Source organism: Intestinirhabdus alba, from assembly GCF_009711095.1.
GTDB classification, from domain to species: Bacteria; Pseudomonadota; Gammaproteobacteria; order Enterobacterales; family Enterobacteriaceae; genus Intestinirhabdus; species Intestinirhabdus alba.
Genome location: NZ_WMJZ01000004.1, coordinates 119120 through 144463 on the forward strand (window position 1 = coordinate 119120; position 25344 = coordinate 144463).

Genomic DNA, 25344 nt, shown 5'->3' on the forward strand with positions numbered 1-25344 from the left:
CCCGGAGACTTAGCCACCGGGAGGGTTCGCCGTAGCCTGCGCCTCTGAGCGTGAAAAACGGCGGGTAAATTATTTACCGCGCACCAGCGGCAGATTCTCTCCGCTCCAGCCGGCTATGCCATCTTTCAGCACAAAAACCCTTTCATATCCCGCTTTAAACAGCGCGCTCGCCGACTCCTGGCACTGCATGCCGGAGCCGTCGACGACGATAATCGGCTTGTTTTTATGCTTATCGAGTTCACCCAGGTTATTGGCTTTAACATCGGCCGGCAGCAGGTTAGTGGCACCGGCAATATGACCCCTGCGGAAGTCGTCACGCTGGCGTAAATCCACGACCACGGCGTCTTCTTTGTTGATAAGGCGCGTCGCTTCGCCGCGCGTGATAACCCTAACCTTCGAGGTCAGGCCCTTAAACGTGGTAAACAATACCGCCGCCAGTAGCGCAATCCAGGCAATACACAGTATCGGATGGCGGCCAACAAATTGCATTATTTCTTGCATGGGGGGTAACAACTCCCGACTGAGTAATTAAAAAACCAGGGAAGGAGTATACCTGCGCGATGGCGCAAATACAGCCAGCGCGTGCATCGGATTGCATTTTTGCGGGGCGCGGCGAAAAAAAAGCGCAAAGTAAGCGCCGCCTCCGGGCTGGCCCATCCCTTTTATTTGATCTTCTGCGGCTGTTTTATCGATTCAGCTGTAGTAAAATTACGCAATTATTTTGACTCTTGAGTGTGAGGTTGTCGCAATGTCGGTTACTAAAAAACCTATGGTACTGGTGATTCTGGATGGCTATGGCTATCGGGAAGAGCAGCAGGATAACGCCATTTTTAGCGCCAGAACGCCGGTAATGGACGCCCTGTGGGCAAATCGCCCCCATACCCTGATCGACGCTTCCGGCCTGGAAGTGGGCCTGCCGGACCGCCAGATGGGCAACTCGGAGGTCGGCCACGTTAACCTGGGCGCAGGGCGCATCGTCTATCAGGATCTGACGCGCCTGGACGTTGAAATTAAGGACCGCACGTTCTTTGCTAATCCGGTGCTGACCGGCGCGGTAGACCAGGCGAAAAACGCCGGCAAGGCGGTTCACATTATGGGTCTGCTCTCCGCAGGCGGCGTGCATAGCCATGAAGACCATATTATGGCAATGGTTGAGCTGGCCGCCGAACGCGGCGCGGAAAAAATCTATCTGCACGCCTTCCTCGACGGCCGCGATACGCCGCCGCGCAGCGCCGAGGCTTCGCTGAAAAAATTTGCCGACAAATTCGCCGCGCTGGGCAAGGGCCGCATCGCCTCCATTATTGGCCGCTACTACGCCATGGACCGCGACAACCGCTGGGATCGCGTTGAAAAAGCCTACGACCTGATGACCCTGGCGCAGGGCGCATTCCAGGCCGACACCGCCGTTGCCGGCCTGCAGGCGGCCTACGCGCGCGATGAAAACGACGAGTTCGTCCAGGCTACCGTCATCCGCGCCGCAGGCGAGGCCGACGCGGCAATGGAGGATGGCGACACGCTGATTTTCATGAACTTCCGCGCCGACCGCGCCCGTGAAATCACCCGCGCCTTCGTTAACGCCGACTTCGACGGCTTTGCCCGTAAGAAGGTGGTTAACCTGAACTTCATCATGCTGACCGAATACGCCGCCGACATTAAAACCGCCGTCGCCTGGCCGCCCGCATCGCTGGCCAACACCTTCGGCGAGTGGATGGCGAAAAACGATAAAACCCAGCTGCGCATCTCCGAAACCGAAAAATATGCCCACGTGACCTTCTTCTTTAACGGCGGCGTGGAAGAGCCGTTCACCGGCGAAGATCGTATCCTGATCGACTCACCGAAGGTCGCCACCTACGACCTGCAGCCGGAGATGAGCTCCGCCGAGCTGACCGAGAAGCTGGTTGCGGCAATCGTCAGCGGCAAATACGACACCATTATCTGTAACTACCCGAACGGTGACATGGTTGGCCACACCGGCGTGATGGACGCGGCCGTCAGGGCGGTTGAGGCGCTGGATCGCTGCGTTGAGCAGGTCACCCGGGCGGTAGAGTCCGTAGGCGGACAGCTGCTGATCACCGCCGATCACGGCAACGCCGAGCAGATGCGCGATCCGGCCACCGGCCAGGCGCACACCGCCCACACCAACCTCCCGGTGCCGCTGATCTACGTCGGCGATAAAAAAGTGCAGGCGGTCGAGGGCGGCAAGCTTTCCGATATCGCACCGACCATGCTGTCGCTGATGGGGATGGAAATCCCGCAAGAGATGACTGGTCAGCCGCTGTTCATCGTGAAATAATCCCTCCCCATGAGGGGAAAGGCGAAAAATAGCGTGACACGGGCCGTGAAACCGCGCAGGTTTTCAGTCAGGCCCTTAATTTACGCCAGCGTGGTCAGCGCTGGCGTATTGCTGTGCGCCTTCTCCAGCCACGCGGACGAGCGCGATCGGCTCAAATCCATTCAGGCGGATATCGCCGCCAAAGAGCGCGCGGTGCGCCAGCAGCAGCGGCAGCGGGCCGAACTGCTTGTGCAGCTTAAGGCGCAGGAGGTGGCAATCTCCGCCGCGGCGCGCCAGCTTCGTGAAACCCAGAACACCCTCGCCCAGTTGAATAAGCAGATCGATGAAATGAACGCCGCCATCGCCAGGCTGGAGCAGCAGAAGGCCAGCCAGGAGCGCAGCCTCGCCGCGCAGCTGGACGCGGCGTTTCGTCAGGGCGAACATACCGGTATCCAGCTGATCCTCAGCGGTGAAGAGAGCCAGCGCGGCCAGCGTCTGCAGGCCTACTTCGGCTATCTGAACCAGGCCCGCCAGCAGGCGATTACCGAGCTGCGGCAGACCCGCGAAGAGGTCGCCACCCGCCGGGCCGATCTGGAAGAGAAGCAGAGCCAGCAGCAGACGCTGCTCTACGAGCAAAAGGCCCAGCAGGAGAAGCTGGAGCAGGCGCGCAGCGAACGCAAGAAAACCCTTACCCGGCTCGAATCCTCCATTTCCGAAGGCCAGCAGCAGTTGAGCGAGCTGCGCGCCAACGAATCCCGGCTGCGCAACAGCATCGCCCGCGCCGAGGCCGCCGCTAAGGCCCGGGCCGAACGCGAAGCGCGCGAGGCGGAAGCCGTGCGCGAACGTCAGAAAGAGGCCAGCCGCAAAGGTACGACTTATAAGCCGACCGAAAGCGAGAAGTCGCTGATGTCGCGCACCGGCGGGCTGGGCTCCCCCCGCGGCCAGGCGTACTGGCCGGTCCGCGGCCCGACTCTGCATCGCTATGGCGAACAGCTGCAGGGTGAACTACGTTGGAAGGGGATGGTTATCGGTGCCTCCGAAGGCACCGAGGTCAGGGCCATCGCCGACGGCCGGGTGATCCTCGCCGACTGGCTGCAGGGCTACGGGCTGGTGGTGGTGGTGGAGCACGGAAAAGGCGATATGAGCCTTTACGGCTATAATCAGAGCGCGCTGGTCAGCGTCGGCACCCAGGTTCGCGCCGGGCAGCCCATCGCGCTGGTCGGCAGCAGCGGCGGTCAGGGCAGACCTTCGCTCTATTTCGAAATTCGTCGCCAGGGACAGGCCGTTAATCCACAGCCGTGGTTGGGAAGATAAGTTTTGCCTCAGTCCCGTCGCCTCCTCCTGCTGCTGGCCAGCCTGCTGACGCTCACCGCTCCCGTTTTCGCCGGCAGGCTGGCCATCGTTATCGACGACTTCGGCTACCGGCCGCACAATGAAAACCAGGTGCTGGCGATGCCGTCCGCCGTCGCCGTCGCCGTCCTGCCCAACGCTCCCCACGCCCGTGAAATGGCAACGAAAGCCCATAGCGGCGGGCACGAGGTGCTGATCCATCTGCCGATGGCCCCCCTGAGCAAGCAGCCGCTGGAAAAAGACACCCTGCGCCCGGAAATGAGCAGCAGCGAGATCGAGCGGATTATTCGCGAAGCGGTCGACAAGGTGCCGTACGCCGTCGGCCTGAATAACCATATGGGCAGCGCAATGACCTCCAGCCTGTTCGGTATGCAGAAGGTGATGCAGGCGCTGGTCCATTACGACCTCTGGTTTCTGGACAGCATGACCATCGGCAACAGCCAGTCGATGCGCGCGGCCTCGGGCACCGGCGTAAAGGTCATCAAGCGCAAAGTGTTTCTCGACGATACGCAAAACGACGCGGATATTCGCCGTCAGTTTAACCGGGCGGTCGATCTTGCGCGCCGCAACGGCTCCGCCATTGCTATCGGTCATCCCCATCCTTCAACGGTGCGCGTGCTGCAGCAGATGCTCTATAACCTGCCGCCGGATATTACGCTGGTGCGCCCGGGGAGCCTGCTCAACGAGCCGCAGATTGATACCTCCCGGCCAGACCAGACGCCGCCAAAAAGCGCTACCGCCGGCAGTACGCCGCGCAAACCGTTCCGCGGGGTGAAGATGTGCAAAGCGAAGAAACCGCCGGAGCCGGTTTACGCCGACCGCGTCTTCAGCGTCCTGAGCGACAGCGTCGGGCAGAGCGCGCTGGTCGTCTGGTTCCGCCAGCAGTGGCAGGGCTGGGGCAACGCCGGCGCGTCGCAGACCACGCGCACCGGCAAAGAGTAAGCGCCGCCGGAGTCGGCCCGCGACCTCCGGGTTAAACGGGCCGGAAAATCCGCCCCGTTTTAGGGTTAATCCCAGCTCAGAATCACCTTGCCCGACTGGCCTGAACGCATAGCGTCAAAGCCCTTCTGGAACTCATCGATGGAGAAGCGGTGGGTGATTATCGGCGACAGATCCAGTCCGGACTGGATCAGCGCCGCCATTTTGTACCAGGTCTCAAACATCTCACGACCATAGATACCTTTAATAAACAGCCCCTTGAAGATCACCTTCGTCCAGTCGATGGCCATATCCGACGGCGGAATGCCAAGCATCGCAATACGGCCGCCGTGGTTCATGGTGTCCAGCATGGTGCGAAACGCCGGCGGCGCGCCGGACATCTCCAGCCCCACGTCAAACCCTTCGGTCATGCCCAGCGCATGCATCACCTCGCTCAGGCTCTCGTTAGCCACGTTAACCGCGCGGGTAACGCCCATTTTTCGCGCCAGGTCGAGCCGGTATTCGTTAACGTCGGTGATCACCACGTTGCGGGCACCGACGTGCTTCGCCACCGCCGCCGCCATGATGCCGATCGGACCGGCACCGGAAACCAGCACATCTTCCCCGACCAGATCGAACGACAGCGCGGTATGCACCGCGTTGCCGAACGGGTCGAAAATAGAGGCTAAATCGTCGGGGATATTGTCCGGGATCTTAAAGGCGTTAAAGGCCGGAATGACTAAATACTCGGCAAAGCAGCCCGGCCGGTTAACGCCCACGCCCGTGGTATTGCGGCACAGATGAGTACGCCCGGCCCGGCAGTTGCGGCAGTACCCGCAGGTGATGTGGCCTTCGCCAGAAACCCGGTCACCGATTTTAAAACCTTTGACCTCCTGGCCAATACCGACCACCTCGCCCACATATTCGTGTCCAACCACCATCGGCACCGGAATGGTTTTTTGCGACCACTCATCCCAGTTGTAAATATGTACGTCAGTGCCGCAGATGGCCGTTTTACGGATTTTAATCAGCAGATCGTTGTGACCAACCTCCGGTTCCGGTACGTCGGTCATCCAGATGCCTTCTTCCGCTTTCAGTTTGGATAACGCTTTCATCTTACGTCCTCAGGCAATGACGCCAAGTTGTTTACCAATACGCACGAAAGCCGCAACCGCCCGTGTAATCTGCTCAGGGGTGTGCGCCGCGGACATCTGGGTGCGGATACGCGCCTGGCCTTTCGGCACCACCGGATAGAAGAAGCCGGTAACATAAATGCCCGCTTTCTGCAGCTCGCGGGCGAAGTCCTGCGCAACCACCGCGTCACCCAGCATCACCGGAATAATGGCGTGATCGGCACCTGCGAGGGTGAAGCCCGCCGCCGACATCTGCTCGCGAAACTGACGCGCGTTGGCCCACAGGCGATCGCGCAGCTCGCCGCCCGCCTCCACCATCTCCAGCACCCGGAGGGAGGCCGCCACTATGGCCGGTGCCAGAGAGTTAGAGAACAGGTAGGGGCGGGAGCGCTGGCGCAGCCACTCCACCACCTCTTTACGCGCGGCGGTATAGCCGCCGGAGGCACCACCCAGCGCTTTGCCCAGCGTACCGGTGATAATGTCCACGCGCCCCATCACCTCACAATATTCATGGGAGCCGCGACCGTTTTCCCCGACAAAGCCGACGGCGTGGGAGTCATCAACCATCACCAGCGCGTCATACTTATCGGCCAGATCGCAGACGCCCTTAAGGTTGGCGATAACGCCGTCCATCGAGAACACGCCGTCGGTGGCGATCAGCACGTGGCGGGCACCCGCGGTCCGCGCCTCCTTCAGGCGCGCCTCCAGCTCTTGCATATCGTTGTTGGCGTAGCGGAAGCGCTTCGCTTTACACAGCCGCACCCCGTCGATAATGGAGGCGTGGTTCAGGGCATCGGAAATAATCGCATCCTCAGCCCCCAGCAGCGTTTCGAACAGGCCGCCGTTGGCGTCAAAGCAGGAGGAGTAAAGAATGGCGTCTTCCATACCGAGAAACGCCGCCAGCTTCTGCTCCAGCCGCTTATGGCTGTCCTGGGTGCCGCAGATAAAGCGCACCGAAGCCATACCAAAACCGTGAGAATCCATTCCCGCCTTCGCCGCCGCGATCAGCTCGGGGTGGTTCGCCAGGCCCAGATAGTTGTTGGCGCAAAAGTTGATAACCTGGCTTCCATCGGCCACGGTAATATCCGCCTGCTGGGCGGATGTGATAATGCGCTCTTCCTTGAACAACCCTTCCGCCCGGGCGGTTTCCAGATCGTTGGTTAACTGCTTATAAAAATCCCCACGCATTGCGATTCTCCAGACTGGGCAAATTTCAGCACATCTTACCTAACCCTACGCGCCGATACGAGATGACGCATTACCACTTCTCCAAAATGCAGGATAAATCACGTGTACCTACGGGGCGCATCCGGTGAATGGCTGAAGCCCGCCGCAGGTAGTGATATGATAAGAGGCATTCGTGTCTGAGATTGTCTCTGACTCCATAATTCGAAGGTTACAGTTATGATCATCGTTACCGGCGGCGCGGGCTTTATCGGCAGCAATATCGTTAAGTCCCTGAATGATAAAGGCATTACCGATATTCTGGTGGTGGACAACCTGAAAGACGGCACCAAGTTCGTCAACCTGGTGGACCTGAATATCGCCGACTATATGGATAAGGAAGACTTCCTGATCCAGATTATGGCCGGGGAAGAGTTCGGCGATATCGACGCGATCTTCCATGAAGGCGCGTGCTCTTCCACAACCGAGTGGGACGGCAAGTACATGATGGAAAACAACTATCAGTACTCCAAAGAGCTGCTGCACTACTGCCTGGAGCGCGAAATTCCGTTCCTGTATGCCTCTTCCGCCGCCACCTACGGTGGACGCACCGCGGACTTTATCGAGTCCCGCGAATATGAAAAGCCGCTGAATGTTTACGGCTACTCAAAGTTCCTGTTTGATGAATATGTACGCCAGATCCTGCCGGAAGCCAACTCGCAGGTGGTCGGCTTCCGCTACTTCAACGTCTATGGGCCGCGTGAAGGCCACAAGGGCAGCATGGCGAGCGTCGCTTTCCATCTCAACACCCAGCTTAACAACGGCGAGACGCCGAAGCTGTTCGAAGGCAGCGAAAACTTTAAGCGCGATTTTGTCTACGTCGGCGACGTGGCGGCAGTAAACCTGTGGTTTATGGAGAACGGGGTTTCCGGCATCTTTAACCTCGGAACCGGCCGCGCCGAGTCCTTCCAGGCCGTGGCGGACGCCGCGCTGGCCTACCACAATAAAAGCGAAATTGAATATATCCCGTTCCCGGAAAAGCTAAAGGGCCGCTATCAGGCGTTTACCCAGGCGGATTTGACCCGGCTGCGCGCCGCGGGCTATGACAAGCCGTTCAGGACCGTGGCCGAAGGGGTGGCGGAGTACATGGCCTGGCTGAACCGCGACGGCGCGGTAAAAGCTTAATCTTATCCAGACCACAGCCAGAGGCCTCTGCGGCAGCCACAGTATGCCGCCGGAGTCGCCAGCCTGTCGGCAATCGCTTAACGCGGCCTGGAGACAGGCCCGATATTTCGCAGCCAATACAGAGACAGCCTGAAGGATGAAGTGAATGAGAATTTTGGTGATCGGCCCGTCGTGGGTGGGTGACATGATGATGTCGCAAAGCCTGTACCGCACGCTCAGGGCGCGCTATCCCCAGGCGATAATCGACGTCATGGCCCCCGCATGGTGCCGTCCGCTGCTGTCGCGAATGCCGGAGGTCAACGAGGCGATCCCTATGCCGCTGGGCCACGGAGCGTTGCAGATCGGCGAGCGCCGCAGGCTGGGCCGCAGCCTGCGTGAAAAGCGCTACGACCGTGCCCTGGTGCTGCCTAACTCCTTTAAATCCGCGCTGGTACCCTTCTTTGCCGCGATCCCACATCGTACCGGCTGGCGCGGCGAGATGCGCTATGGCCTGCTTAACGACGTCCGGGTGCTCGACAAGTCCGCCTGGCCGCTAATGGTCGAGCGTTACGTGGCGCTGGCCTGGGACAAAGGGGTCATGCGCTCGGCAAAAGATCTGCCCCAGCCGCTGCTCTGGCCCCAGTTGCAGGTGAGCGAAGGCGAAAAATCGCTGACCCGCCACGCCTTCTCCCTGAGCGATGAACGGCCGACAATCGGCTTCTGCCCCGGCGCTGAGTTTGGCCCGGCCAAGCGCTGGCCGCACTACCACTACGCGGAGCTGGCAAAGCAGCTTATCGACGAGGGCCACCAGATCGTGCTGTTTGGCTCGGCGAAGGATCGCGAGGCCGGCAATGAGATTCTGGCCGCGCTGAGCGACGAGCAGCAGGCGTGGTGCCGCAATCTGGCGGGCGAAACCCAGCTCGATCAGGCGGTAATTCTCATCGCCGCCTGCCGGGCCATCGTCACCAATGATTCCGGCCTGATGCACATTGCCGCCGCGCTGCACCGCCCGCTGATCGCTCTTTACGGCCCGAGCAGCCCTGACTTTACACCGCCCCTTTCCCATAAGGCGCGCGTGATTCGCCTGATTAGCGGCTATCATAAGGTGCGCAAGGGCGACGGGGCGGAGGGGTATCATCAGAGCCTGATCGACATAACGCCGCAGCGCGTGCTGCAGGAGCTTCATGAGCTGCTGCTGAGCGAAGAAGGATAACGCATGCGGGTACTGATCGTGAAAACCTCCTCGATGGGCGACGTCCTGCATACGCTGCCCGCCCTCACCGACGCGCAGCAGGCGGTGCCGGGTATTCGCTTTGACTGGGTGGTTGAGGAAGGCTTTGCCCAGATCCCCTCATGGCATGAAGCGGTCGCCCGGACGATCCCGGTAGCGATCCGCCGCTGGCGCAGGGCCTGGTTTTCTGCGCCGGTGAAAGCGGAACGCAGGGCGTTTCGTCAGGCCGTGCGGGCAGAGCGCTATGATGCCGTTATCGACGCGCAGGGGCTGGTAAAAAGCGCCGCGCTGGTAACGCGCCATGCGCGGGGCGTCAAGCACGGCATGGACTGGCAAACCGCCCGTGAGCCGCTGGCGACCCTGTTCTATAATCGTCGGCACCATATTGCCCGGCAGCAGCACGCCGTCGAGCGAACCCGGGAGCTGTTTGCCAAAAGCCTGGGCTACGCTAAACCGCAGACGCCGGGTGATTACGCTATCGCCCGACATTTTTTGCATCAGCGTCCAGCCGCCGGTGAGTACGCGGTATTTTTGCACGCCACCACCCGGGACGATAAGCACTGGCCGGAGGCAAACTGGCGGCAGCTAATCGGCCTGCTGGGCGAATCAGGGCTACGGATTGCCCTCCCCTGGGGAGCGCCCCATGAAGAGGCGAGAGCCAGAAGGCTGGCGGAAGGTTTCGATTATGTTGATGTCCTGCCGCGTATGACTCTTGAAGAGGTGGCCCGGGTGCTCGCCGGGGCAAAATTCGTGGTGTCGGTTGACACCGGCTTAAGCCATCTGACCGCCGCACTCGATCGGCCAAATATTACGTTATATGGTCCCACGGATCCGGGGCTGATTGGCGGTTACGGGAATAACCAGATAGCGTGTCGTTCGCCGGAGAATAAATTAGCCCTGTTATCGGCTGATTCGGTCCACAACGTATTATCATCATTATCCTGAAGGTAAATCCATGCCCGCCTTACACCGCTCTGAACCCTGGACGTTATATTGCCAAAAATCATCGACCGCGCTGGAGATGGTGACCTACGTTCTCTGCTTCGCCACGATGCTCGTCGCCCTGATAGATAATAATCTCGCGATGAAGCTGTATACTATTACCGCCATTGCGGGTCTGCTGGCGCTGCTGCTACGCGGAAAGCCCCGAAGCTTCAGTAGCCAGCACTGGCTGCTGCCCCTCGCCATACTGATCGTTGGCGCGGTGGATCTTATATGGTATTCCGCATTCAAGGTGGATCACTCCCCTTTCCGGGCGACGTACCATGGCTATCTGAATACGGCAAAGATTTTTCTGTTTGGCACTTTTTTAACCCTGCTGGTGCTGAGTTCAAAGATCAGGCTAAACAGAGAGACGCCGTTTTATATTCTGTACGCGGTCTCATTTATTATCGCCGGCTACGCTTACTCTGTTAAAACCGCCACGGGGTTAGAGCGCATCGACTTTGGTATCGGTAGCGCCACCGGTGCCGCCTATTCGATCATGCTGGTGGGCATTATCAGCGCGGTGTCAATCCTCTATACCCGGCGCAACCATCCCCTTCTCTTTCTGCTGAACATTATTGCCGTCTATTATGCGCTGATGCTGACCCAGACGCGCTCCACCCTGCTGATGTTCCCGATTATTTGCGCGATCGCCTTAACCAGCAGCTATTTAAAGTCCCCGAAGAAGCTTTTCTTTTCGGTTGTCGGCTTTTTTATTCTGCTGGTTGCGCTTGTCGCCCTGTTCAGCAAGCCCATTTATCATCGCTATCACGAAGGTCTTGCGGATTTCACCAACTACAGCAGTAACAATAACAGCCACAGCTCTCTGGGTGCCCGGCTGGCAATGTACGAGATTGGCTTTGATATTTTCAGGGAAGCTCCGCTGGCTTTTCGCTCCGCCGATGAGCGCGGCGCGCGTATGCAGGCGCTGGCCACCGAGCACCCCTATCTGCAGGGCGCGCTGGAGTTCAGTAATGTTCATCTGCACAATGAATTTATTGAGGCGGCGTCCCTGAAGGGGCTGGCCGGTATTCTGTCCACCCTGTTATTTTATATCGCGCTGTTCTTTACCGTTTACCGCCACCGTTCGCTGGGGCTTTTTGCCCTTACGCTGGCCGTGATTGGCACCGGGTTGAGCGATGTCATCATCTGGTCGCGCAGCATTCCCATTATTATGATCACCGGCATCGTGCTGATACTGTTTATCAAGACAAACAGGACCGACAGGGCCATATCGTGACGTTCAGGCGCAGGCTGCTCGCGGGCAGCCTTGTCGTTAACCCGCCTCTGACTCAGCGCCGCGCGAAGCGGAAGGAGACGGCTTCACCGACTTGCTGAACAGCGCGTCAACGGCGTCGCGCAGAACCTCCGGGCTGATATCTTTAACGGTACAGCCTGGGGAGACAATTTGAATGGCATGACGATTATTTGGCGACCAGATTAAATGAGAGGGATAGGTGGGATGACGTGCGTTGGGATATAACGCAAGGGTAGGAATTTCAAAAGCGGAGGCAATATGCACCAGAGCGGTATCCACCGAAATGACAAACCGGCTATGTTTGGTCAGCGCAACGGTGTAATTAAATTCGCCAAACGGCAGCGTTTCAATATGCGGAAGATCGATTGACCGCAGATCGGCCGGCAGCCCGGTGAAGAGAATACGGTAGCCCGGCATACTCTCTTTTACCTGATCATAGATAGCGGAGATCTGCGCTGACGTTAACCGACAAATTTTCTTGGCCCCCAGAGGATTAATAATAATCACCTGCGACTCGCCTAAAAAGTCGATAATTTTCGCCTCAACCTCTTCCGGTAAGGGAACATAGTAGCGATTATCAAACGTAGACCCGGCGGCACCGTACAGCTGGCTGAAAATCTCATTTGCCCGGGTACACATATGTCTGGTCAGGCCCTCATCATGGGGATGATAGGTTGTATAATATCGCCTGTAGCACTTATCGAAGCCAAGAATATGCTGCGCCCGCACGCTGAATAACAGCAGGCTGTGAACAAAGGAGGGCATGGTCTCAAAAGGATCCAGCACCAGATCGAACGGCTGGGCGCGCAGCTGAGCGCACAACGCTATGATATCTCTTAATTTATTGGATTTTTTTATATAAAACTGGTGGATTTTCTTGTTGCCTGACAGAAATGCTCTGCCCGCCCCGTTGGTAACAATGGAAAGTTTTACGCCACGCTGCTCCAGCTCCCGATACAGCGAGCTTAAAACAATTAAGTCACCGATTTTGCCGTTATTATGTACAAGCAGGCAGGTTTTAATGAGCGGAGAATGAAGTTCGCTGACTTCTCTTTTTCTAAGAAATAAAGACAACACATTGGTTTTGATTTTATTTATATAATATCTTTTTTTCTTGTGGAACGAGCCTAAGCGCATACTGATTACCGGATAGAATAACTTTCAAATGAATTAGCCAATAAAATAGTCTGCCCGATCGCGGAGATCCAGCGTATTGGTTAACACATCTCTTTTTCGCGCAAGATTTGCCACGTCCTTAACCTTAATATGCGGAATAATATCGTAGCTAATGGCGGTATCATCGGATAAATTATAAATACGCAGGTCTTCAACCCGATCGCGCATAAATTTAAAGAAGGGAAGAATTTTAACCAGATCCTTACTTAGCTCAGAGGGCATAGGATTATTGCTCTCATCGTAAAAACGCGAGCAGCTTCCGGTAATGTCCAGCCCGGAGCAGATGATATTGTCATACTCCAGCGAATAGGCAATTTGCATAGCGGTATAGGCTACAGTATGGCATGAACAATAGCCCAGACTGATGTCCTTACAAAAACCGACCAGCCTGCCGCGCCTCGAGAGCGGAACCTGAATCAGCAGCTTCTTATGCCATCTGGATAACAGTTCCAGCCTCAGCTTCTTAAAGACACCGCCCTTTTCACGCTTATAAAAGGCACGAAGAATAGAGCAATGGGTGCGCAGGTACTGCTTATCTTCTTCGGACGCCGCCTCGTAAACGTCTGTATTTACAAAAGTATATTTACTGCTGCGGCTGAAGCGGTAGAAATCTTCCCGGCGCTGAAGCAGAAAACGCGCGTCGGTGAGCACATAGATAAAGGGGGTAATACCGTGGTCCAGCAGGTACTCGGCCGCTCCGTTTACGGTCAAAACGTCATTACTGCGCAGCAGCGAAAGCGGAGTATTGCGGGACGTGGGCCCCGACAAAAAGATAATCGCGTTATCAGATGTTCGGTTTGCAATAAGTTGCTGAACACCGGAGCGAGTTATAAAGTTCACGTCACTCATATAAAACCTGTATGTTTGTCATGCAACTTAACATCATGTGCAATTTTTGAGGGTATTATTCATGTTTACATTTTTGACGGGAAACAAATTGATAGCGCCAAACTGACTAAAAAACAGGCAAAAACATTCTTGCATCATTCACTAACAATAGCAATGCCTTCACCGCGGTAAGCCAGACTAGCGCACGTTTTTACCCTTAAGACGCCGCAAGAAATTACGCAATTTTTTCTTATAAATCAGCAGCCAGAAACCTAAATCTTTTGTTGAATTTTCAATACCATAATGGCGTTCCAGATCCAATCTGTCCTTTGCCATCCGTTGCCGTGAAGGTCGTTTTCCGGACAAATCAATGATGCGTATTTTATCGCCCTGTAATATAAAGTTACCTTTATGTGGATCCCCGGATACCATCCCGTGTCGGTGCAAAGAAAGGATTGACTGATGCAGCTTCTCTTTCACCTCAGGCCCAATTTCCGCCATGTCGGCAAGCTCTACGCCTTCGATATATTCAATCAGCATGATATAGGTATGCACGTAGCGGAGCGTTTTTATCTCCGCAAGCAGATAGAAGTCGTTTAAGGCGTCGAATCCCTCCTGCCGCACGCGATGGGTCTGATAAAAAAGGTTTTCATAGTAATCCCCTTTTACCATCGACTTCAGAAAACGCTCCGTGTTTTTAACCCGTGGGTGAAACACCTTTAAAATAAATTTCCCATAGGCCGTATCAATTAGCACCACCCTGGTATCATCGATATTACGAAATACCTTCAGCACCTTCAGGCTATTATTTAAAAAGTTATTAAATATTTCAATATATTTTTCACCGTCATCTTTTACAAAAACGGTAAAGCGATTAATTTTCTTTTTAATGATCATAATGTTAAGTACAGAAAGCACGATTAGTGAGAGAACAGTTTCCGGCGGAGATAAGCCAGGCCGGCGGCCAGTCCGGCAATATACCGGCGTTGAACCAGGAGATGCTTATATCGCTTTTTAAACTCAACGAGCGTTTTTGCTTGTTTAGCAGGGCACGCTCGCCACGGCGACTGCTGTAAAGCCTTTTTATAATACACCGCAGAGGGATAGATCGCCCAGGCGTGCCAGGGCTTCGTCGCACCGGTATAATGAATAAGTTTCGTCTCGTCGTTAATCAGTTCCAGATACTTTCGGTGAGTTTTGTCCCTTAGTTCGCTTTTTAACGTATAAATCGTATTATACTCGCGGGGTAAATAAATGACCCGCTCGCTCAACAGGATATTCAGCACATCCTGATCCGGATATTTAAAAGTAAGTGAGCTATTATCCGCGGTCAGCAATGCCAGAGCCTTCGCCGTTAAGGCATCCTTTTTCCATGCGCTCAGGTTCACCAGAACCACGCCGGAGTTAAAATAGCGTCCCTGAAGATGATAGGCGCTTAATCTGTCGTCAACCCTATTCTGAATAGACTCGACATCTTTCACCACCGCCGCAACGTTATCCGTCAAATCAAGCTGGAGTAAAAGATCCAGCGGGCCTTTACAAATAACATCGGCATCTAAATAAAGCAGGCGTTCAATTTTACTGCTGAGATAATCGAAAGCAAACAGCCTGAAATACATGGCCCGTGACCAGACTTCGGTGCGGGGAAGCACCGCCAGACAGGTAACGTTAATCGTATACAGAGAGATTTTTACGTGAAACTGAACGGCCAGTTCGGCAACTTTCTTAATAAAATCCTGGCTATAGCGATCGCAGATAACGTGGAACGCGACGTCGATATTATTATGCAAAAGCACGGAGGCAATTGACACGCCCACGCCGTCGAGATAATTTTCATCGATCCCGTAAGAGATATTTAAGGTGTTGCCACAGTCGCTATCGCGTCCGTCAAAAATGCTGTACTCGGTTATCTCTATTTCAGGAAATGAGTCCACTACATCACCTATCATTATTCTTATTTAAAGATTTTACTTAAAAAATATTTTAAATAAGTAAGTATGCCAGAAAAGTATCTGTTTTGATTAAACATATGTTTTGCCGCGTAGCGCAGCTGATGGCTGTTTTTTGGCGTCAGAAGCGCAACGTCATGCCAGGGAGACCCTTTTTTCGCCTGTAAAAAGCTTTGGGCGATGGGGTACAGGCCCCAGCTGTGCCAGGGCTTCGTCGGCCCGATGTAGTGAATAAAGACGGTATTATTATTAACGGGATTAACCGTATCTTTTTTTAACTCATAGTTAATACTGAACTGCGTATTATATTTTTTATCTATGAACCGGGACTTGCCCACCAGTAGAATATTTAATACATCCTGGTCAAGATGCGTAATACGGCGCATCGCCTGCGGATCCCGCAGCATGTCTATCGCCTTTCCGGAGATATTTTCTGCGGCCCACTGAGGAATATTGATCAATAAAAAGCCGGCATTAAAATAGCCTTTTGACAGACCGGGGGTCGCCAGACTCACCGCGCGCTTCTCCCACCAGCCGGCTTCACCTTCCGCCACCACCGCCGCGATTTCAGTGTCGGAAAACGTCAGTTCAATAAGCGCCTCAATGCTTCCTTTACAGGCGATATCCGCATCCAGGTAGAGCACTTTGGTCGTTTTTCCGGCAAAGTAATCCGCGATGATAAAGCGAAAATAGGTAGCATAGGACCAGTTTTTCGTACTGGGCAGCGATTTAAGCTGCTCGCAATCCACTAAATAGACAACGATCTGCGTACGATATTGCTTAGCCAGCGCCTCAAAGCGCCCCCTGTCTTCATCGCTAAAGTAGTCGGTAAAAACGTGAAAGGCCAGGGCCGCGTCGGGGTTAGCCAGCAGTATTGAGGCAACAGAGACGCCGCAGCCAAAAAGGAAATTTTTATCAATACCGAAGGCTATGTGAAATTTTTCGCTATCCCCCCCTGCGCTATAGTTATAGTCCAACGTCTGGCAAATAACTTTCTCATCAAAGTATTTCTGGGTCATAGCATTCACTTTTCAATTTTAGAAAAAATCGCGGCCTGCAAATTTTGAAAATAGTTATCGTCGTAAAATTTAGTAATGGTTTTCGGTATCTGACGATGATCAAAGGTCAGCTCACCCGCGCTAATCGCATTAAGTCGCGCGGCAAAGCGCCCGACATCGCCGGGAGGGTAGAGTTCGCCGTTCACCCCCGGCTGAATCATATCCCGCGGCCCGGAGACACAGTCTGAGCTGACGCAGGGGATGCCATACGACATGGCCTCCAGTATCGCCATCCCAAACCCTTCAAACGAGGAGGTTAGCAGCAGCGCAGAGACGTTGCGGATATCATTTTCCACAACCTGCCAGGGCGCTGCCTGCCAGCCGTGCCAGGTAATATTGCGCGCAATGCCCAGCGTCTGCCCATAGTGCCGGCATTTTTCGAAATCCGAACCATCGCCAATAACGTGCAGCCGCCACTCCCCTTTTAACCGGGATACGCCATCGAGAAGATCTTTAATTCTCTTCTGCCCCTCAAACTTCATGCGGCCAACGTAAAGGAAAACGGCAGGCTCGCCGGGCGCAGGTGCGGGAATTATCGTTGATTTCACCGCAACGGGATTATAGACCAGGCTAATGCGTTGTTCATCCACGCCGCGCGCGGCCATCTGCCGGGCAATGCCGCTGCTGATAGCCAGATGATAATCCGCCCAGGTAACACATTCCGCATGTTTTTTATGCTCCAGAGAGAAATGCGGCCAGGCAAAAATAACGCTATTAACTCCCGATTTCTGCCGCGCTTTATGGGCATACCAGCAGGAAATAACGTCAATGCAGATGATAATATCGGGACCGTTCTGCTTCAGCCATTTGCTGAACGCATGAACATGTCTGGCCCTGCGTAGCGGCGTCAGCTTAATATTAGAAAAAGAGCACGTATAGCGGATATCCCTGAGCCAGGCCTTATCCATGCTGTCATTACGGCAAAAAAAGAACATCTCGCACTGGATCTGCCGCGGATCGGCGCGCAGCTTATCTATCACGTCGCCGATCACGGTCTCCATGCCGCCAAAACCCGAAAGCGCTTCACCAATAAACGCTATTTTCATAGAGAAAAACCTTTCCAGAGAAATTTTTTAATACCCTTCGGGCTTCAGCCGATCGCCCGGCCAGCAGCCGGATGGGTTCGGGTCACCGCTCACAGCGCCGGCCGACGGCAGGGCTGGCAGCCGGCAAGACCGCCTTCAGTCATCAGAGATTTTTCCGCAGGGTTCGCGCTTTAATTTTCTCTGCTTTATCTGCCGCCTGCGCAATAAGCTGCTCTTCCCTGCGCATAATTTCATGCAGAGGCAGGGCAAAATAGACCCGCATAAACCGCCATATATCCCGCTGCGTCAGGCCGATATTCATCGAAGAGAAATAGAGGCCGATCAGATCCTTATCTCTCCAGCGGCGCGGCACTTTTGCACGGATCTGCGCCCGATGCAGGTCGATAACGGAAATTTTCAGATCGTCTTCCCGGCCCGAAAAGGGCAGATGCAGCAGAAAGTGGCAGATATAGCAGTCGCGGTGGTTAACGCCCCCGGCGTGCATATTACGCACCATCGTCGCCACGCGCTTTACGATCGCCCGCTTCGCTTTTACTTCCGGCGGCCGGCTCGCCCAGTCCGCACAATACTCTTCCAGACTGACGGTCGGCGTCAGATCTTCGGTGATAATAAAGGATGTCCTGGTCAGCGGATTCAGCCCCTTTTCACCAAACCCAACCCCGCGCATCGTATCCACGCCCAGCTCATGGAGCCGGTGAATCGCGTTCCACTCCCGATCGGCCCCCAGCACGGGCATGCGTAAAGAGAGCAGGTTTTTTACGATCTCTTTAAGCGACGTACCGCGATGCCATTTCAGGAAGTAGCTCTTATCGGCCAGCTCAAAACGCAGCGTGCGGCGGGTTTCCAGCTCGCGAAATACTTCGCCCTGCAGCGTTTTCACTTCTGCAAACGCATCCTTACCGCGCCATAGCGTGGCCAACGGCTCTTTCAGCTCAACCATCCAAACCACCTGTTATGATGTCCGCCGCTTTCTCCGGCAAACTGTACAAGTCCTGGGTATCCGCATAATGCCGCGCGTTTTCCGCCCACGCGGAGCGCAGGGAGGGCTGCGCCAGCGCCTTGCGTAAAATCTCATTCAGCGCTTCCTGGCGGAAGGGCTCCGCCAGCGCCGCGCCGCCGTTGGCGCTGACAATATAGTGAGCATAGCCGCAGACGGCGGTGGTCAGGACGGGTAAACCTGCAACAATCGCCTCCAGCAGCACGATACCCGCCGCCTCCTGGTAAGCGGGATGCAGCAGTAAATCTGCGGCAGCCATTAGCTCCGCGACATCGTTCCGTCCGGAAAAGAACTGCACGTTTGCGCGCACGCCGCGCTTTTCCGCCAGCGCGGCAAACTTTTTCGGCCGATCCTGCCCCACCACAAACAGCAGCGTATTATGACGCAGGGCTTCCGGCAGCGACGCCAGCGCCTCGATCGAACGATCCACGCCTTTGCGGGTAAAGTCTGAACCAACCTGCAGCAGCAGATTTTGCTGCTCGCCGATACCGTTTTTCTGGCGAAAGATCGCCCGGGCGTTGGGGATCTGCTGGCTGTATTTGCGGTCCGGATAGATGCCCGGCGGCAGAATATGAAAACGCCCGGCCTCCGTCTGATAATGCTTCTGGAAATCAGCGATCTGCTTATCCGTCAGCATCAGCAGCTGCGTTGATTGACCCTGTTCGAAGGTTGCGCGCTCAAAGGCCGCGTAATGGCGATAACGCGACGTCAGGCGATAAAAGAAGCCTTTCTCCTGCGCCACCTTTTCGGCGTAGCAGACGTCGGCGGCATAGTAGACATCCAGCCCCGGCATCTTGTTGAAGCCGACTACCCGATCGACGGGATGTTCGCGCAGGTGCGCCTGAACCCAGGCGTGATACTCGGCGTTACGCCCGTGGTTGGTACGCGACCTTACCGGAACCCGGATCAGTTCAAAAATATCGGGACATTCGCCTTCCCAGGACTGGGTATAGACCCGGACCTGATGCCCCCGCCCGGCGACCGTTTGCGCGATGCGCATAAAATCTCGCTGCAGGCCGCCAAACGGAAAATATTTATACAAACAGAAAGCAACGATCATTGCGGCGCACCCATATCTATCACCTGCGCCGCCTGCGGCAGCATTTTTTCCGTCGCGGCAATCACATCCTCAGCGGGAATAACGGAAAGGTATTTCTTGCTGCGATCGCGCTCATGCCGCTTTGGCATCGGCTGATAGTCACCCGCCCAAAACTGAATAATATCATCGGTCCAGGGACGCCAGAACACATGGTCGGTAGCGCCAAACAGGCAGATCACCGGCGTTTTCACCGCCGCGGCGATATGACCCGGGGCGGAATCAACGCCGATAAAGAGCGCGGCGCGATCGATCAGCGCCGCCAGCTCCGGGAAACGGGTTTTTCCGGCCAGACCCGTAACCGGCCGGCTTTTACAACCACGGGCGATATCGTCAACGCAGGCCAGATCTTCCGCCGAGGGGCCGGAAGTCAGCACGACCTGATAGCCGCGGCTTTCCAGTGCATCAATAACGCGAGAAAACTTATCATTATCCCAGCACTTAAACGGCTGCCTTGCGGTGGGTTGAATCACCACGTACTGGCGGGTTACGCCGAGCTGACGCAGCTGCTGACGCATTTTCTCCCGGTGTTCGGGAAGATAGCTCATGGTCGTTTCGGTCACATAGCGTTGAAGCCCCAGCGGCTGCAGCGCAGAGAGGGTTCGCTCCACGACGTGCTCTCCGGAATAAGGCACCAGATGGGTAAAACTCTTTTTCCAGAACGCCGACTGCCGGTTAGCGAAATCCTGCGAAATTTTCATCCGCGCGCCGAGACAGCGCACGATAAAAGCGACAATCCACTGGTCGGTCAGATTAATCACCAGGTCGTAGCGGTTAGCGCGCAGCGTTCCGATCAGCGAAAAGGCGTTTTTTATTTTCTCCAGCACGCCGACACGTTTATTGCTGATGCCATAAAGGGCATTAATTTCAGGGTTTTCGGATAAAATAGGGATCGTATCCTGATAAAGCAGCAGATCGATATCGGCGTCCGGGTAATTCTGCTTTAGCGTACTGATAACAGGGGTGGTTAATAACATATCCCCGTGAAAGCGCATCTTAATGACCAGAATTTTTCGAAATGGCTTTTCCACAAGCGGCTCTTTTAGTGTGTTGGTCCGGTAACAATAAGCAGAAAAAAGCACGCTACCGCCCCAGGCTCTACAGCTACCTGAATACTGATACCGCACTGACTTTGACGCGCTAGTGTATCACTTCTTTCGTCGCGATCCGATCCGAATAAATTTCAAACAAAACCAATTTTTTAACCTTTAAAATCAAACAAATAAAATTACATTCTCTTTTTTTCCGCGCCGTCGCCTTCCCATTTGCGGCGATTGGGCCGGCAAGTTTCAATAGATCGCATAAAAATACAAAAAAACGATAACTATCCGCCTGGCGTAGCGGTATCAGGGGCGATTTGAGTCAAAAACAGGAAAAGTAATGGTAAAGCCCTGACTAAATACATAGAATCCCCAGCACGTCCATAAGACAGCTATTTACTATGCTCGAATTGCTTTACACCGCCCTTCTCTACCTTATTCAGCCTCTGATCTGGATACGGCTTTGGGTGCGCGGACGTAAGGCCCCGGCCTACCGAAAACGCTGGGGCGAGCGCTACGGATTTTATCGCCATCCCCTGAAGCCCGGCGGGATTATGCTGCACTCCGTTTCGGTCGGGGAAACGCTGGCGGCCATTCCTTTAGTTCGCGCGCTGCGCCACCGCTATCCGGATCTGCCGATTACGGTCACCACCATGACGCCCACCGGCTCTGAGCGCGTACAGTCAGCGTTCGGCAATGACGTCCAGCATGTTTATCTGCCTTACGATCTTCCCGACGCCCTTCATCGCTTCCTGAATAAGGTTGATCCGAAGCTGGTGCTAATTATGGAAACCGAGCTGTGGCCGAACCTGATCGCCGCGCTGCACCAGCGCCGCATCCCGTTGGTTATCGCCAACGCGCGGCTTTCCGCCCGCTCGGCGGCCGGTTACGCAAAGCTGGGTAAGTTTGTTCGCCGCCTGCTGCAACGTATTACGCTGATCGCGGCGCAAAATGAAGAGGATGGCGCGCGCTTTGTGACGCTGGGCGCGAAGAACGGCCAGGTTACCATCACCGGCAGCCTAAAGTTCGACATCTCGGTAACGCCCCAGCTGGCGGCGAAAGCGGTGACTCTGCGTCGTCAGTGGGCTCCGCATCGCCCGGTGTGGATCGCCACCAGCACCCACGACGGCGAAGAGAGCGAGGTTATCAGCGCCCACCAGACGCTGCTGCAACAGTTCCCGGATCTGCTGCTGATTCTGGTGCCCCGCCATCCCGAACGCTTCCCGGACGCCATTAACCTTGTGCGCGCGGCGGGGCTAAGCTATACAACACGCTCCTCCGGCGCGGTGCCCACCGCCGACACCCAGGTGGTGGTCGGCGATACGATGGGCGAACTGATGCTGCTGTACGGTATTGCGGACCTCGCCTTTGTCGGCGGCTCGCTGGTCGAGCGCGGCGGACATAACCCACTGGAGGCCGCGGCGCATGCCATTCCGGTATTGATGGGTCCGCACACCTTTAACTTTAAGGATATCTGCACCCGTCTGGAGCAGGCGAACGGGCTGATTACCATTACCGACGCCGGTTCCCTGTCAAAAGAAGTGGCCTCCCTGCTCACCGACGCCGACTATCGTAACTTCTACGGCCGTCATGCTGTTGAAGTGCTCTACCAGAATCAGGGCGCGCTGCAGCGTCTGCTACAGCTGCTGGAACCCTACCTGCCACCGAAAACGCATTGAGGCCGCTATGCAAAAACGGGCGATTTATCCGGGAACCTTCGATCCCATTACCAATGGTCATATGGATATTGTCAGCCGCGCCGCGACGATGTTCGACAGCATCATTCTGGCCATTGCCGCCAGCCCCGGCAAAAAACCGCTGTTTCCCCTGGAGGAGCGCGTTGCGCTGGCCCGGCGCGCAACGGCGCATCTGGATAACGTGGAGGTGCTGGGCTTCAGCGATCTGATGGCGAACTTTGCCCGCGCCCAGCGGGTGAATATCCTGATACGCGGCCTGCGGGCGGTGGCCGACTTTGAATACGAAATGCAGCTGGCGCATATGAACCGCCACCTGATGCCGGAGCTGGAAAGCGTTTTTCTGATGCCCTCCCAAGAGTGGTCGTTTATCTCCTCCTCGCTGGTGAAAGAGGTGGCGCGCCATCAGGGCGATGTCTCTCACTTTCTGCCCGCGAATGTACACCAGGCGCTGCTGAAGAAGCTCGGCTAATCCGGACCGCTACTTCTGGCACTGCCGACAGTAAAACGTCGCCCGCTGGGCGTGCTTCGCCGCGCTTATCGGCGTCCCGCAGACCCGACACGGCTCGCCTTTCCGCCCGTACACCTGCAGCTGCTGGGCAAAGTAGCCCGGCCTGCCGTCGCTTTGCAGAAAGTCCTTCAGGGTGGTGCCGCCCTGCTCGATGGAGCGCAGCAGCACCGCCTTAATCACGCGCGCCAGCAGTTCGCATTCGGCCAGCGACAGCGACGAGGCCAGACGATCGGGGTGGATACCCGCCGCAAACAGCGACTCGCTGGCGTAGATATTCCCGACGCCCACCACCAGCCGGTTATCCATCAGCCAGGGCTTGATCGCCGTCTTCTTCTTTGCGCATTTCTGCTGCAGGTAAGCGCCGTTAAAAGCATCGTCCAGCGGCTCTGGGCCAAGATGCGCCAGCACGTTGTGCCCTTCCAGCGAGGCCGTCCACAGCCAGGCACCGAAGCGGCGGGGATCGGTATAGCGCAGCACCTTGCCGTTGCTCATCACCAGATCGACGTGGTCGTGCTTTTCCGCCGGCAGCTCCTCCGTCAGGATGCGCAGGCTGCCCGACATGCCCAGATGAATAATGATCCAGCCGTCCGGCAGCTCCAGCAGCAGGTACTTGGCGCGGCGGCGCACGCTCAGCACCGGCACATCGCTCAGGCGGTAGATCTCTTCGGAAACCGGCCAGCGCAGGCGACCGTTGCGCACGACGGCATGGAGGATGGTTGCGCCAGCCAGGTGCGGCTCAATGCCGCGGCGGCTGGTTTCAACTTCAGGTAATTCTGGCATAGCGTCTCCGGGGTGTGAACTCTCTCAAGGCTGTGTCCCTTAACCGGGCGTGGCGTCGACGCTGAGCCACAAGCGCGTAATCAAGGCGGAGGGCGCAGGACGTAGTGAACTACGTTCAAGCCCGACAACACAGAGTACGCGCTTCTGGCTCGCGTCCCGCAGGGCTGGGGCCATTCAGCTCCGCTGCTGCGTTGCTCGCCGTGCATCTGGAATAACCAGACTTTACGGCTCGCGCCTTGCCCCGGACCTGAATGACCGCCAGCGACGCTCACGAACGGTTAAGGGACACAGCCTAATATGGGGACGGCCAGAAAACAAAAAACCCCGCCGGGGCAGGGTTTTTGTTACATCAAAGCGACAATTATTTAATTTTCGCTTCTTTGTAGAGTACGTGCTGACGGATAACCGGATCGAACTTTTTCAGTTCCAGTTTTTCCGGCTTAGTACGCTTGTTCTTCGTGGTGGTATAGAAGTGACCAGTACCAGCAGAAGAAACCAGCTTGATTTTCTCACGAATACCTTTAGCCATGATTTATTTCCTCTAAGTACTTAGTACTTTTCGCCACGGGCACGCAGTTCGGACAGAACTGTATCGATGCCTTTCTTATCAATAACACGCATACCTTTAGCAGATACGCGCAGGGTGACAAAACGCTTCTCGCTCTCAACCCAGAAACGGTGAGAGTGCAGGTTAGGCAGGAAACGGCGTTTAGTCGCGTTCAGTGCGTGGGAACGGTTGTTACCGGTCACCGGACGCTTGCCAGTAACTTGGCAGACTCGGGACATGTCTATTCTCCAAAAATCAAATTAGCTCGAGCTTCGTATGGGGTATTGGCGCCTCGTCAGGCTTCTCAGCCTGGTTGTCGCTAGTTCAGTGTGAACTCCCGATTGCCAGGCCCAAATGCCAAACCCGAGATTCTCAAAGGTGGCGTAGTATACGCTGTGTCGGCGATGTGCTCAAGTCCCGAACAGACAAAGATCCCGGTGGATCGCGCAAATCAGGCTAAATCCAGCCGCGCTCGGCAAAAGAAACGTATTCGCCCCGGCCAATCACGAGGTGGTCGAGCACCCGGACATCCATGAACTGACAGCATTTCACCACACGCTCGGTGATGAGTTTATCCGCTTTGCTCGGCTCTGCACACCCCGAGGGGTGATTATGGGCAAGGATCAGCGCCGAGGCGTTCATTTTTATCGCCTCCCGGACGATTTCACGCGGATGCACCTCAACGTGGCTGAGCGTGCCGGAAAAAAGCCGGCTGTGTCGGATAACCCGATGCTGCGCATCCAGAAAGATCACCAGAAAGATCTCCCGCTCCTCGCCGGCAAACTGGCTGCGCAGAAAAGCCCGGGTCATTTCCGGACTCAGCAGCGGGCTTTCCTCCATGATTCGCACGTCATAGTAGCGCCTGGCCAGCTCGGCGATCCCCTTAATCTGCGCGTACTTCGCCACGCCGATGCCGGGCAGCGAGACAAACTGCGAAAAATCCGCCGTCAGCAGGCCGTAAAGGGAGCCGAAATGCGCCAGCAGCTCCCGGGCCAGGGTAAAGACATCTTTGCCCCGCGACCCGGTGCGCAAAAACAGCGCCAGCAGCTCGACGTCGGACAGCGCGTCGATCCCCTGGGCCAGCATTTTTTCCCTCGGTAGCAAATGCTCCGTTTTGTCCATCAGGTCACCTCCTTATGCAGAGCGCA

At 55.8% G+C, this 25344-nt stretch carries 25 protein-coding genes; 9 read left to right on the forward strand and 16 right to left on the reverse strand.

Translation table 11 applies throughout. The annotated features are described in order from the left end of the window. Nucleotides 1-69: 69 nt before the first annotated feature. Nucleotides 70-501 (reverse strand): rhodanese-like domain-containing protein, encoded by a 432-nt coding sequence (locus GJV78_RS04410; protein WP_155107189.1) that lies wholly within the window; start codon nt 499-501, stop codon nt 70-72. A 247-nt stretch (nt 502-748) separates the two neighbouring features. Here GJV78_RS04410 and gpmM point away from each other — a divergent pair, with 247 nt between their 5' ends. Genes gpmM through GJV78_RS04425 form a run of 3 tightly spaced genes read left to right on the forward strand, consistent with a single transcriptional unit; the run spans nt 749 to nt 4564 of the window. Next, a complete protein-coding gene (gpmM, locus tag GJV78_RS04415) occupies nt 749-2293 on the forward strand; it encodes a 2,3-bisphosphoglycerate-independent phosphoglycerate mutase (RefSeq protein WP_155107190.1) in 1545 nt (514 codons plus the stop codon). Between the two features lie 33 nt (nt 2294-2326). Beyond that, nucleotides 2327-3586, forward strand: coding sequence for a murein hydrolase activator EnvC (envC, locus tag GJV78_RS04420; protein ID WP_330998781.1), 1260 nt, complete (start codon nt 2327-2329; stop codon nt 3584-3586). A gap of 3 nt (nt 3587-3589) precedes the next feature. After that, on the forward strand, nt 3590-4564 hold the full coding sequence (locus tag GJV78_RS04425) for a divergent polysaccharide deacetylase family protein (protein WP_155107192.1): 975 nt from the start codon (nt 3590-3592) through the stop codon (nt 4562-4564). A gap of 65 nt (nt 4565-4629) precedes the next feature. Here the strand turns inward: GJV78_RS04425 and tdh are convergent, their stop codons facing one another. Together tdh and kbl are read right to left on the reverse strand one after the other, a co-directional pair. After that, nucleotides 4630-5655 (reverse strand): L-threonine 3-dehydrogenase, encoded by a 1026-nt coding sequence (gene tdh, locus GJV78_RS04430; protein ID WP_155107193.1) that lies wholly within the window; start codon nt 5653-5655, stop codon nt 4630-4632. Between the two features lie 9 nt (nt 5656-5664). Next, entirely contained in the window at nt 5665-6861 is a 1197-nt protein-coding gene (gene kbl, locus GJV78_RS04435) for a glycine C-acetyltransferase (protein ID WP_155107194.1), read from the reverse strand. Nucleotides 6862-7077: 216 nt separating this feature from the next. Here kbl and rfaD point away from each other — a divergent pair, with 216 nt between their 5' ends. The 4 genes from rfaD to GJV78_RS04455 all read left to right on the forward strand — a co-directional run bounded on the left by rfaD (nt 7078) and on the right by GJV78_RS04455 (nt 11456). Continuing rightward, complete coding sequence (gene rfaD / locus GJV78_RS04440) at nt 7078-8022, forward strand: ADP-glyceromanno-heptose 6-epimerase (protein WP_155107195.1); 945 nt, start codon at nt 7078-7080, stop codon at nt 8020-8022. 145 nt (nt 8023-8167) lie between these two features. Then, complete coding sequence (rfaF, locus tag GJV78_RS04445) at nt 8168-9214, forward strand: ADP-heptose--LPS heptosyltransferase RfaF (protein ID WP_155107196.1); 1047 nt, start codon at nt 8168-8170, stop codon at nt 9212-9214. 3 nt (nt 9215-9217) lie between these two features. Then, complete coding sequence (gene rfaC / locus GJV78_RS04450; RefSeq protein ID WP_155107197.1) at nt 9218-10177, forward strand: lipopolysaccharide heptosyltransferase RfaC; 960 nt, start codon at nt 9218-9220, stop codon at nt 10175-10177. Between the two features lie 10 nt (nt 10178-10187). After that, on the forward strand, nt 10188-11456 hold the full coding sequence (locus GJV78_RS04455) for an O-antigen ligase family protein (protein WP_155107198.1): 1269 nt from the start codon (nt 10188-10190) through the stop codon (nt 11454-11456). A gap of 36 nt (nt 11457-11492) precedes the next feature. Here the strand turns inward: GJV78_RS04455 and GJV78_RS04460 are convergent, their stop codons facing one another. The 9 genes from GJV78_RS04460 to rfaQ form a co-directional block, all read right to left on the reverse strand. Further along, nucleotides 11493-12296, reverse strand: a complete 804-nt coding sequence (locus tag GJV78_RS04460; protein ID WP_230979063.1) for a glycosyltransferase family 9 protein — start codon at nt 12294-12296, stop codon at nt 11493-11495. A 348-nt stretch (nt 12297-12644) separates the two neighbouring features. After that, nucleotides 12645-13499, reverse strand: coding sequence for a 3-deoxy-D-manno-oct-2-ulosonate III transferase WaaZ (gene waaZ / locus GJV78_RS04465; RefSeq protein ID WP_155107200.1), 855 nt, complete (start codon nt 13497-13499; stop codon nt 12645-12647). Between the two features lie 177 nt (nt 13500-13676). Beyond that, nucleotides 13677-14375 carry a lipopolysaccharide core heptose(II) kinase RfaY gene (rfaY, locus tag GJV78_RS04470; protein ID WP_155107201.1) on the reverse strand — a complete coding sequence of 233 codons (699 nt, stop codon included), beginning with the start codon at nt 14373-14375 and terminating at the stop codon, nt 13677-13679. Nucleotides 14376-14398: 23 nt separating this feature from the next. Further along, the gene (locus tag GJV78_RS04475; protein WP_167519376.1) at nt 14399-15412 is read right to left on the reverse strand and encodes a glycosyltransferase family 8 protein; all 1014 of its coding nucleotides are present in this window, start codon (nt 15410-15412) and stop codon (nt 14399-14401) included. 20 nt (nt 15413-15432) lie between these two features. Further along, nucleotides 15433-16446 (reverse strand): lipopolysaccharide 3-alpha-galactosyltransferase, encoded by a 1014-nt coding sequence (gene waaO, locus GJV78_RS04480; protein ID WP_155107203.1) that lies wholly within the window; start codon nt 16444-16446, stop codon nt 15433-15435. Nucleotides 16447-16451: 5 nt separating this feature from the next. Continuing rightward, a complete protein-coding gene (waaB, locus tag GJV78_RS04485; RefSeq protein WP_155107204.1) occupies nt 16452-17531 on the reverse strand; it encodes a lipopolysaccharide 1,6-galactosyltransferase in 1080 nt (359 codons plus the stop codon). A 142-nt stretch (nt 17532-17673) separates the two neighbouring features. Continuing rightward, a complete protein-coding gene (rfaP, locus tag GJV78_RS04490; protein ID WP_155107205.1) occupies nt 17674-18471 on the reverse strand; it encodes a lipopolysaccharide core heptose(I) kinase RfaP in 798 nt (265 codons plus the stop codon). Next, the gene (locus GJV78_RS04495) at nt 18464-19588 is read right to left on the reverse strand and encodes a glycosyltransferase family 4 protein (protein ID WP_155107206.1); all 1125 of its coding nucleotides are present in this window, start codon (nt 19586-19588) and stop codon (nt 18464-18466) included. The genes rfaP and GJV78_RS04495 overlap by 8 nt, the downstream gene beginning before the upstream one ends. Then, nucleotides 19585-20655: a lipopolysaccharide core heptosyltransferase RfaQ gene (rfaQ, locus tag GJV78_RS04500; protein ID WP_167519371.1), complete on the reverse strand. Its 1071-nt coding sequence runs from the start codon at nt 20653-20655 to the stop codon at nt 19585-19587. Before rfaQ ends, GJV78_RS04495 begins: the two co-directional genes overlap by 4 nt. Before the next feature lie 410 nt (nt 20656-21065). Here rfaQ and waaA point away from each other — a divergent pair, with 410 nt between their 5' ends. Further along, nucleotides 21066-22343, forward strand: coding sequence for a lipid IV(A) 3-deoxy-D-manno-octulosonic acid transferase (waaA, locus tag GJV78_RS04505; RefSeq protein ID WP_155107207.1), 1278 nt, complete (start codon nt 21066-21068; stop codon nt 22341-22343). Nucleotides 22344-22350: 7 nt separating this feature from the next. Next, complete coding sequence (gene coaD / locus GJV78_RS04510) at nt 22351-22830, forward strand: pantetheine-phosphate adenylyltransferase (protein ID WP_155107208.1); 480 nt, start codon at nt 22351-22353, stop codon at nt 22828-22830. A 9-nt stretch (nt 22831-22839) separates the two neighbouring features. Here coaD and mutM read toward each other — a convergent pair whose 3' ends face one another. The 4 genes from mutM to radC form a co-directional block, all read right to left on the reverse strand. Beyond that, nucleotides 22840-23649, reverse strand: coding sequence for a bifunctional DNA-formamidopyrimidine glycosylase/DNA-(apurinic or apyrimidinic site) lyase (gene mutM / locus GJV78_RS04515; protein WP_155107209.1), 810 nt, complete (start codon nt 23647-23649; stop codon nt 22840-22842). 361 nt (nt 23650-24010) lie between these two features. Next, on the reverse strand, nt 24011-24178 hold the full coding sequence (gene rpmG / locus GJV78_RS04520; protein WP_155107210.1) for a 50S ribosomal protein L33: 168 nt from the start codon (nt 24176-24178) through the stop codon (nt 24011-24013). A 20-nt stretch (nt 24179-24198) separates the two neighbouring features. After that, nucleotides 24199-24435 (reverse strand): 50S ribosomal protein L28, encoded by a 237-nt coding sequence (gene rpmB, locus GJV78_RS04525; RefSeq protein WP_002436699.1) that lies wholly within the window; start codon nt 24433-24435, stop codon nt 24199-24201. Between the two features lie 217 nt (nt 24436-24652). Next, a complete protein-coding gene (radC, locus tag GJV78_RS04530; RefSeq protein ID WP_155107211.1) occupies nt 24653-25318 on the reverse strand; it encodes a RadC family protein in 666 nt (221 codons plus the stop codon). Between the last annotated feature and the right edge of the window lie 26 nt (nt 25319-25344).

What these genes read in the sequence shown, in the direction of transcription:
- GJV78_RS04410 (WP_155107189.1), bottom strand. Translation starts at nt 501, where the DNA reads ATGCAAGAAATAATGCAATTTGTTGGCCGCCATCCGATACTGTGTATT.
- gpmM (WP_155107190.1), top strand. Translation starts at nt 749, where the DNA reads ATGTCGGTTACTAAAAAACCTATGGTACTGGTGATTCTGGATGGCTAT.
- tdh (WP_155107193.1), bottom strand. Translation starts at nt 5,655, where the DNA reads ATGAAAGCGTTATCCAAACTGAAAGCGGAAGAAGGCATCTGGATGACC.
- kbl (WP_155107194.1), bottom strand. Translation starts at nt 6,861, where the DNA reads ATGCGTGGGGATTTTTATAAGCAGTTAACCAACGATCTGGAAACCGCC.
- rfaD (WP_155107195.1), top strand. Translation starts at nt 7,078, where the DNA reads ATGATCATCGTTACCGGCGGCGCGGGCTTTATCGGCAGCAATATCGTT.
- rfaF (WP_155107196.1), top strand. Translation starts at nt 8,168, where the DNA reads ATGAGAATTTTGGTGATCGGCCCGTCGTGGGTGGGTGACATGATGATG.
- rfaC (WP_155107197.1), top strand. Translation starts at nt 9,218, where the DNA reads ATGCGGGTACTGATCGTGAAAACCTCCTCGATGGGCGACGTCCTGCAT.
- GJV78_RS04455 (WP_155107198.1), top strand. Translation starts at nt 10,188, where the DNA reads ATGCCCGCCTTACACCGCTCTGAACCCTGGACGTTATATTGCCAAAAA.
- waaZ (WP_155107200.1), bottom strand. Translation starts at nt 13,499, where the DNA reads ATGAGTGACGTGAACTTTATAACTCGCTCCGGTGTTCAGCAACTTATT.
- rfaY (WP_155107201.1), bottom strand. Translation starts at nt 14,375, where the DNA reads ATGATCATTAAAAAGAAAATTAATCGCTTTACCGTTTTTGTAAAAGAT.
- waaO (WP_155107203.1), bottom strand. Translation starts at nt 16,446, where the DNA reads ATGACCCAGAAATACTTTGATGAGAAAGTTATTTGCCAGACGTTGGAC.
- waaB (WP_155107204.1), bottom strand. Translation starts at nt 17,531, where the DNA reads ATGAAAATAGCGTTTATTGGTGAAGCGCTTTCGGGTTTTGGCGGCATG.
- rfaP (WP_155107205.1), bottom strand. Translation starts at nt 18,471, where the DNA reads ATGGTTGAGCTGAAAGAGCCGTTGGCCACGCTATGGCGCGGTAAGGAT.
- GJV78_RS04495 (WP_155107206.1), bottom strand. Translation starts at nt 19,588, where the DNA reads ATGATCGTTGCTTTCTGTTTGTATAAATATTTTCCGTTTGGCGGCCTG.
- waaA (WP_155107207.1), top strand. Translation starts at nt 21,066, where the DNA reads ATGCTCGAATTGCTTTACACCGCCCTTCTCTACCTTATTCAGCCTCTG.
- coaD (WP_155107208.1), top strand. Translation starts at nt 22,351, where the DNA reads ATGCAAAAACGGGCGATTTATCCGGGAACCTTCGATCCCATTACCAAT.
- mutM (WP_155107209.1), bottom strand. Translation starts at nt 23,649, where the DNA reads ATGCCAGAATTACCTGAAGTTGAAACCAGCCGCCGCGGCATTGAGCCG.
- rpmG (WP_155107210.1), bottom strand. Translation starts at nt 24,178, where the DNA reads ATGGCTAAAGGTATTCGTGAGAAAATCAAGCTGGTTTCTTCTGCTGGT.
- rpmB (WP_002436699.1), bottom strand. Translation starts at nt 24,435, where the DNA reads ATGTCCCGAGTCTGCCAAGTTACTGGCAAGCGTCCGGTGACCGGTAAC.
- radC (WP_155107211.1), bottom strand. Translation starts at nt 25,318, where the DNA reads ATGGACAAAACGGAGCATTTGCTACCGAGGGAAAAAATGCTGGCCCAG.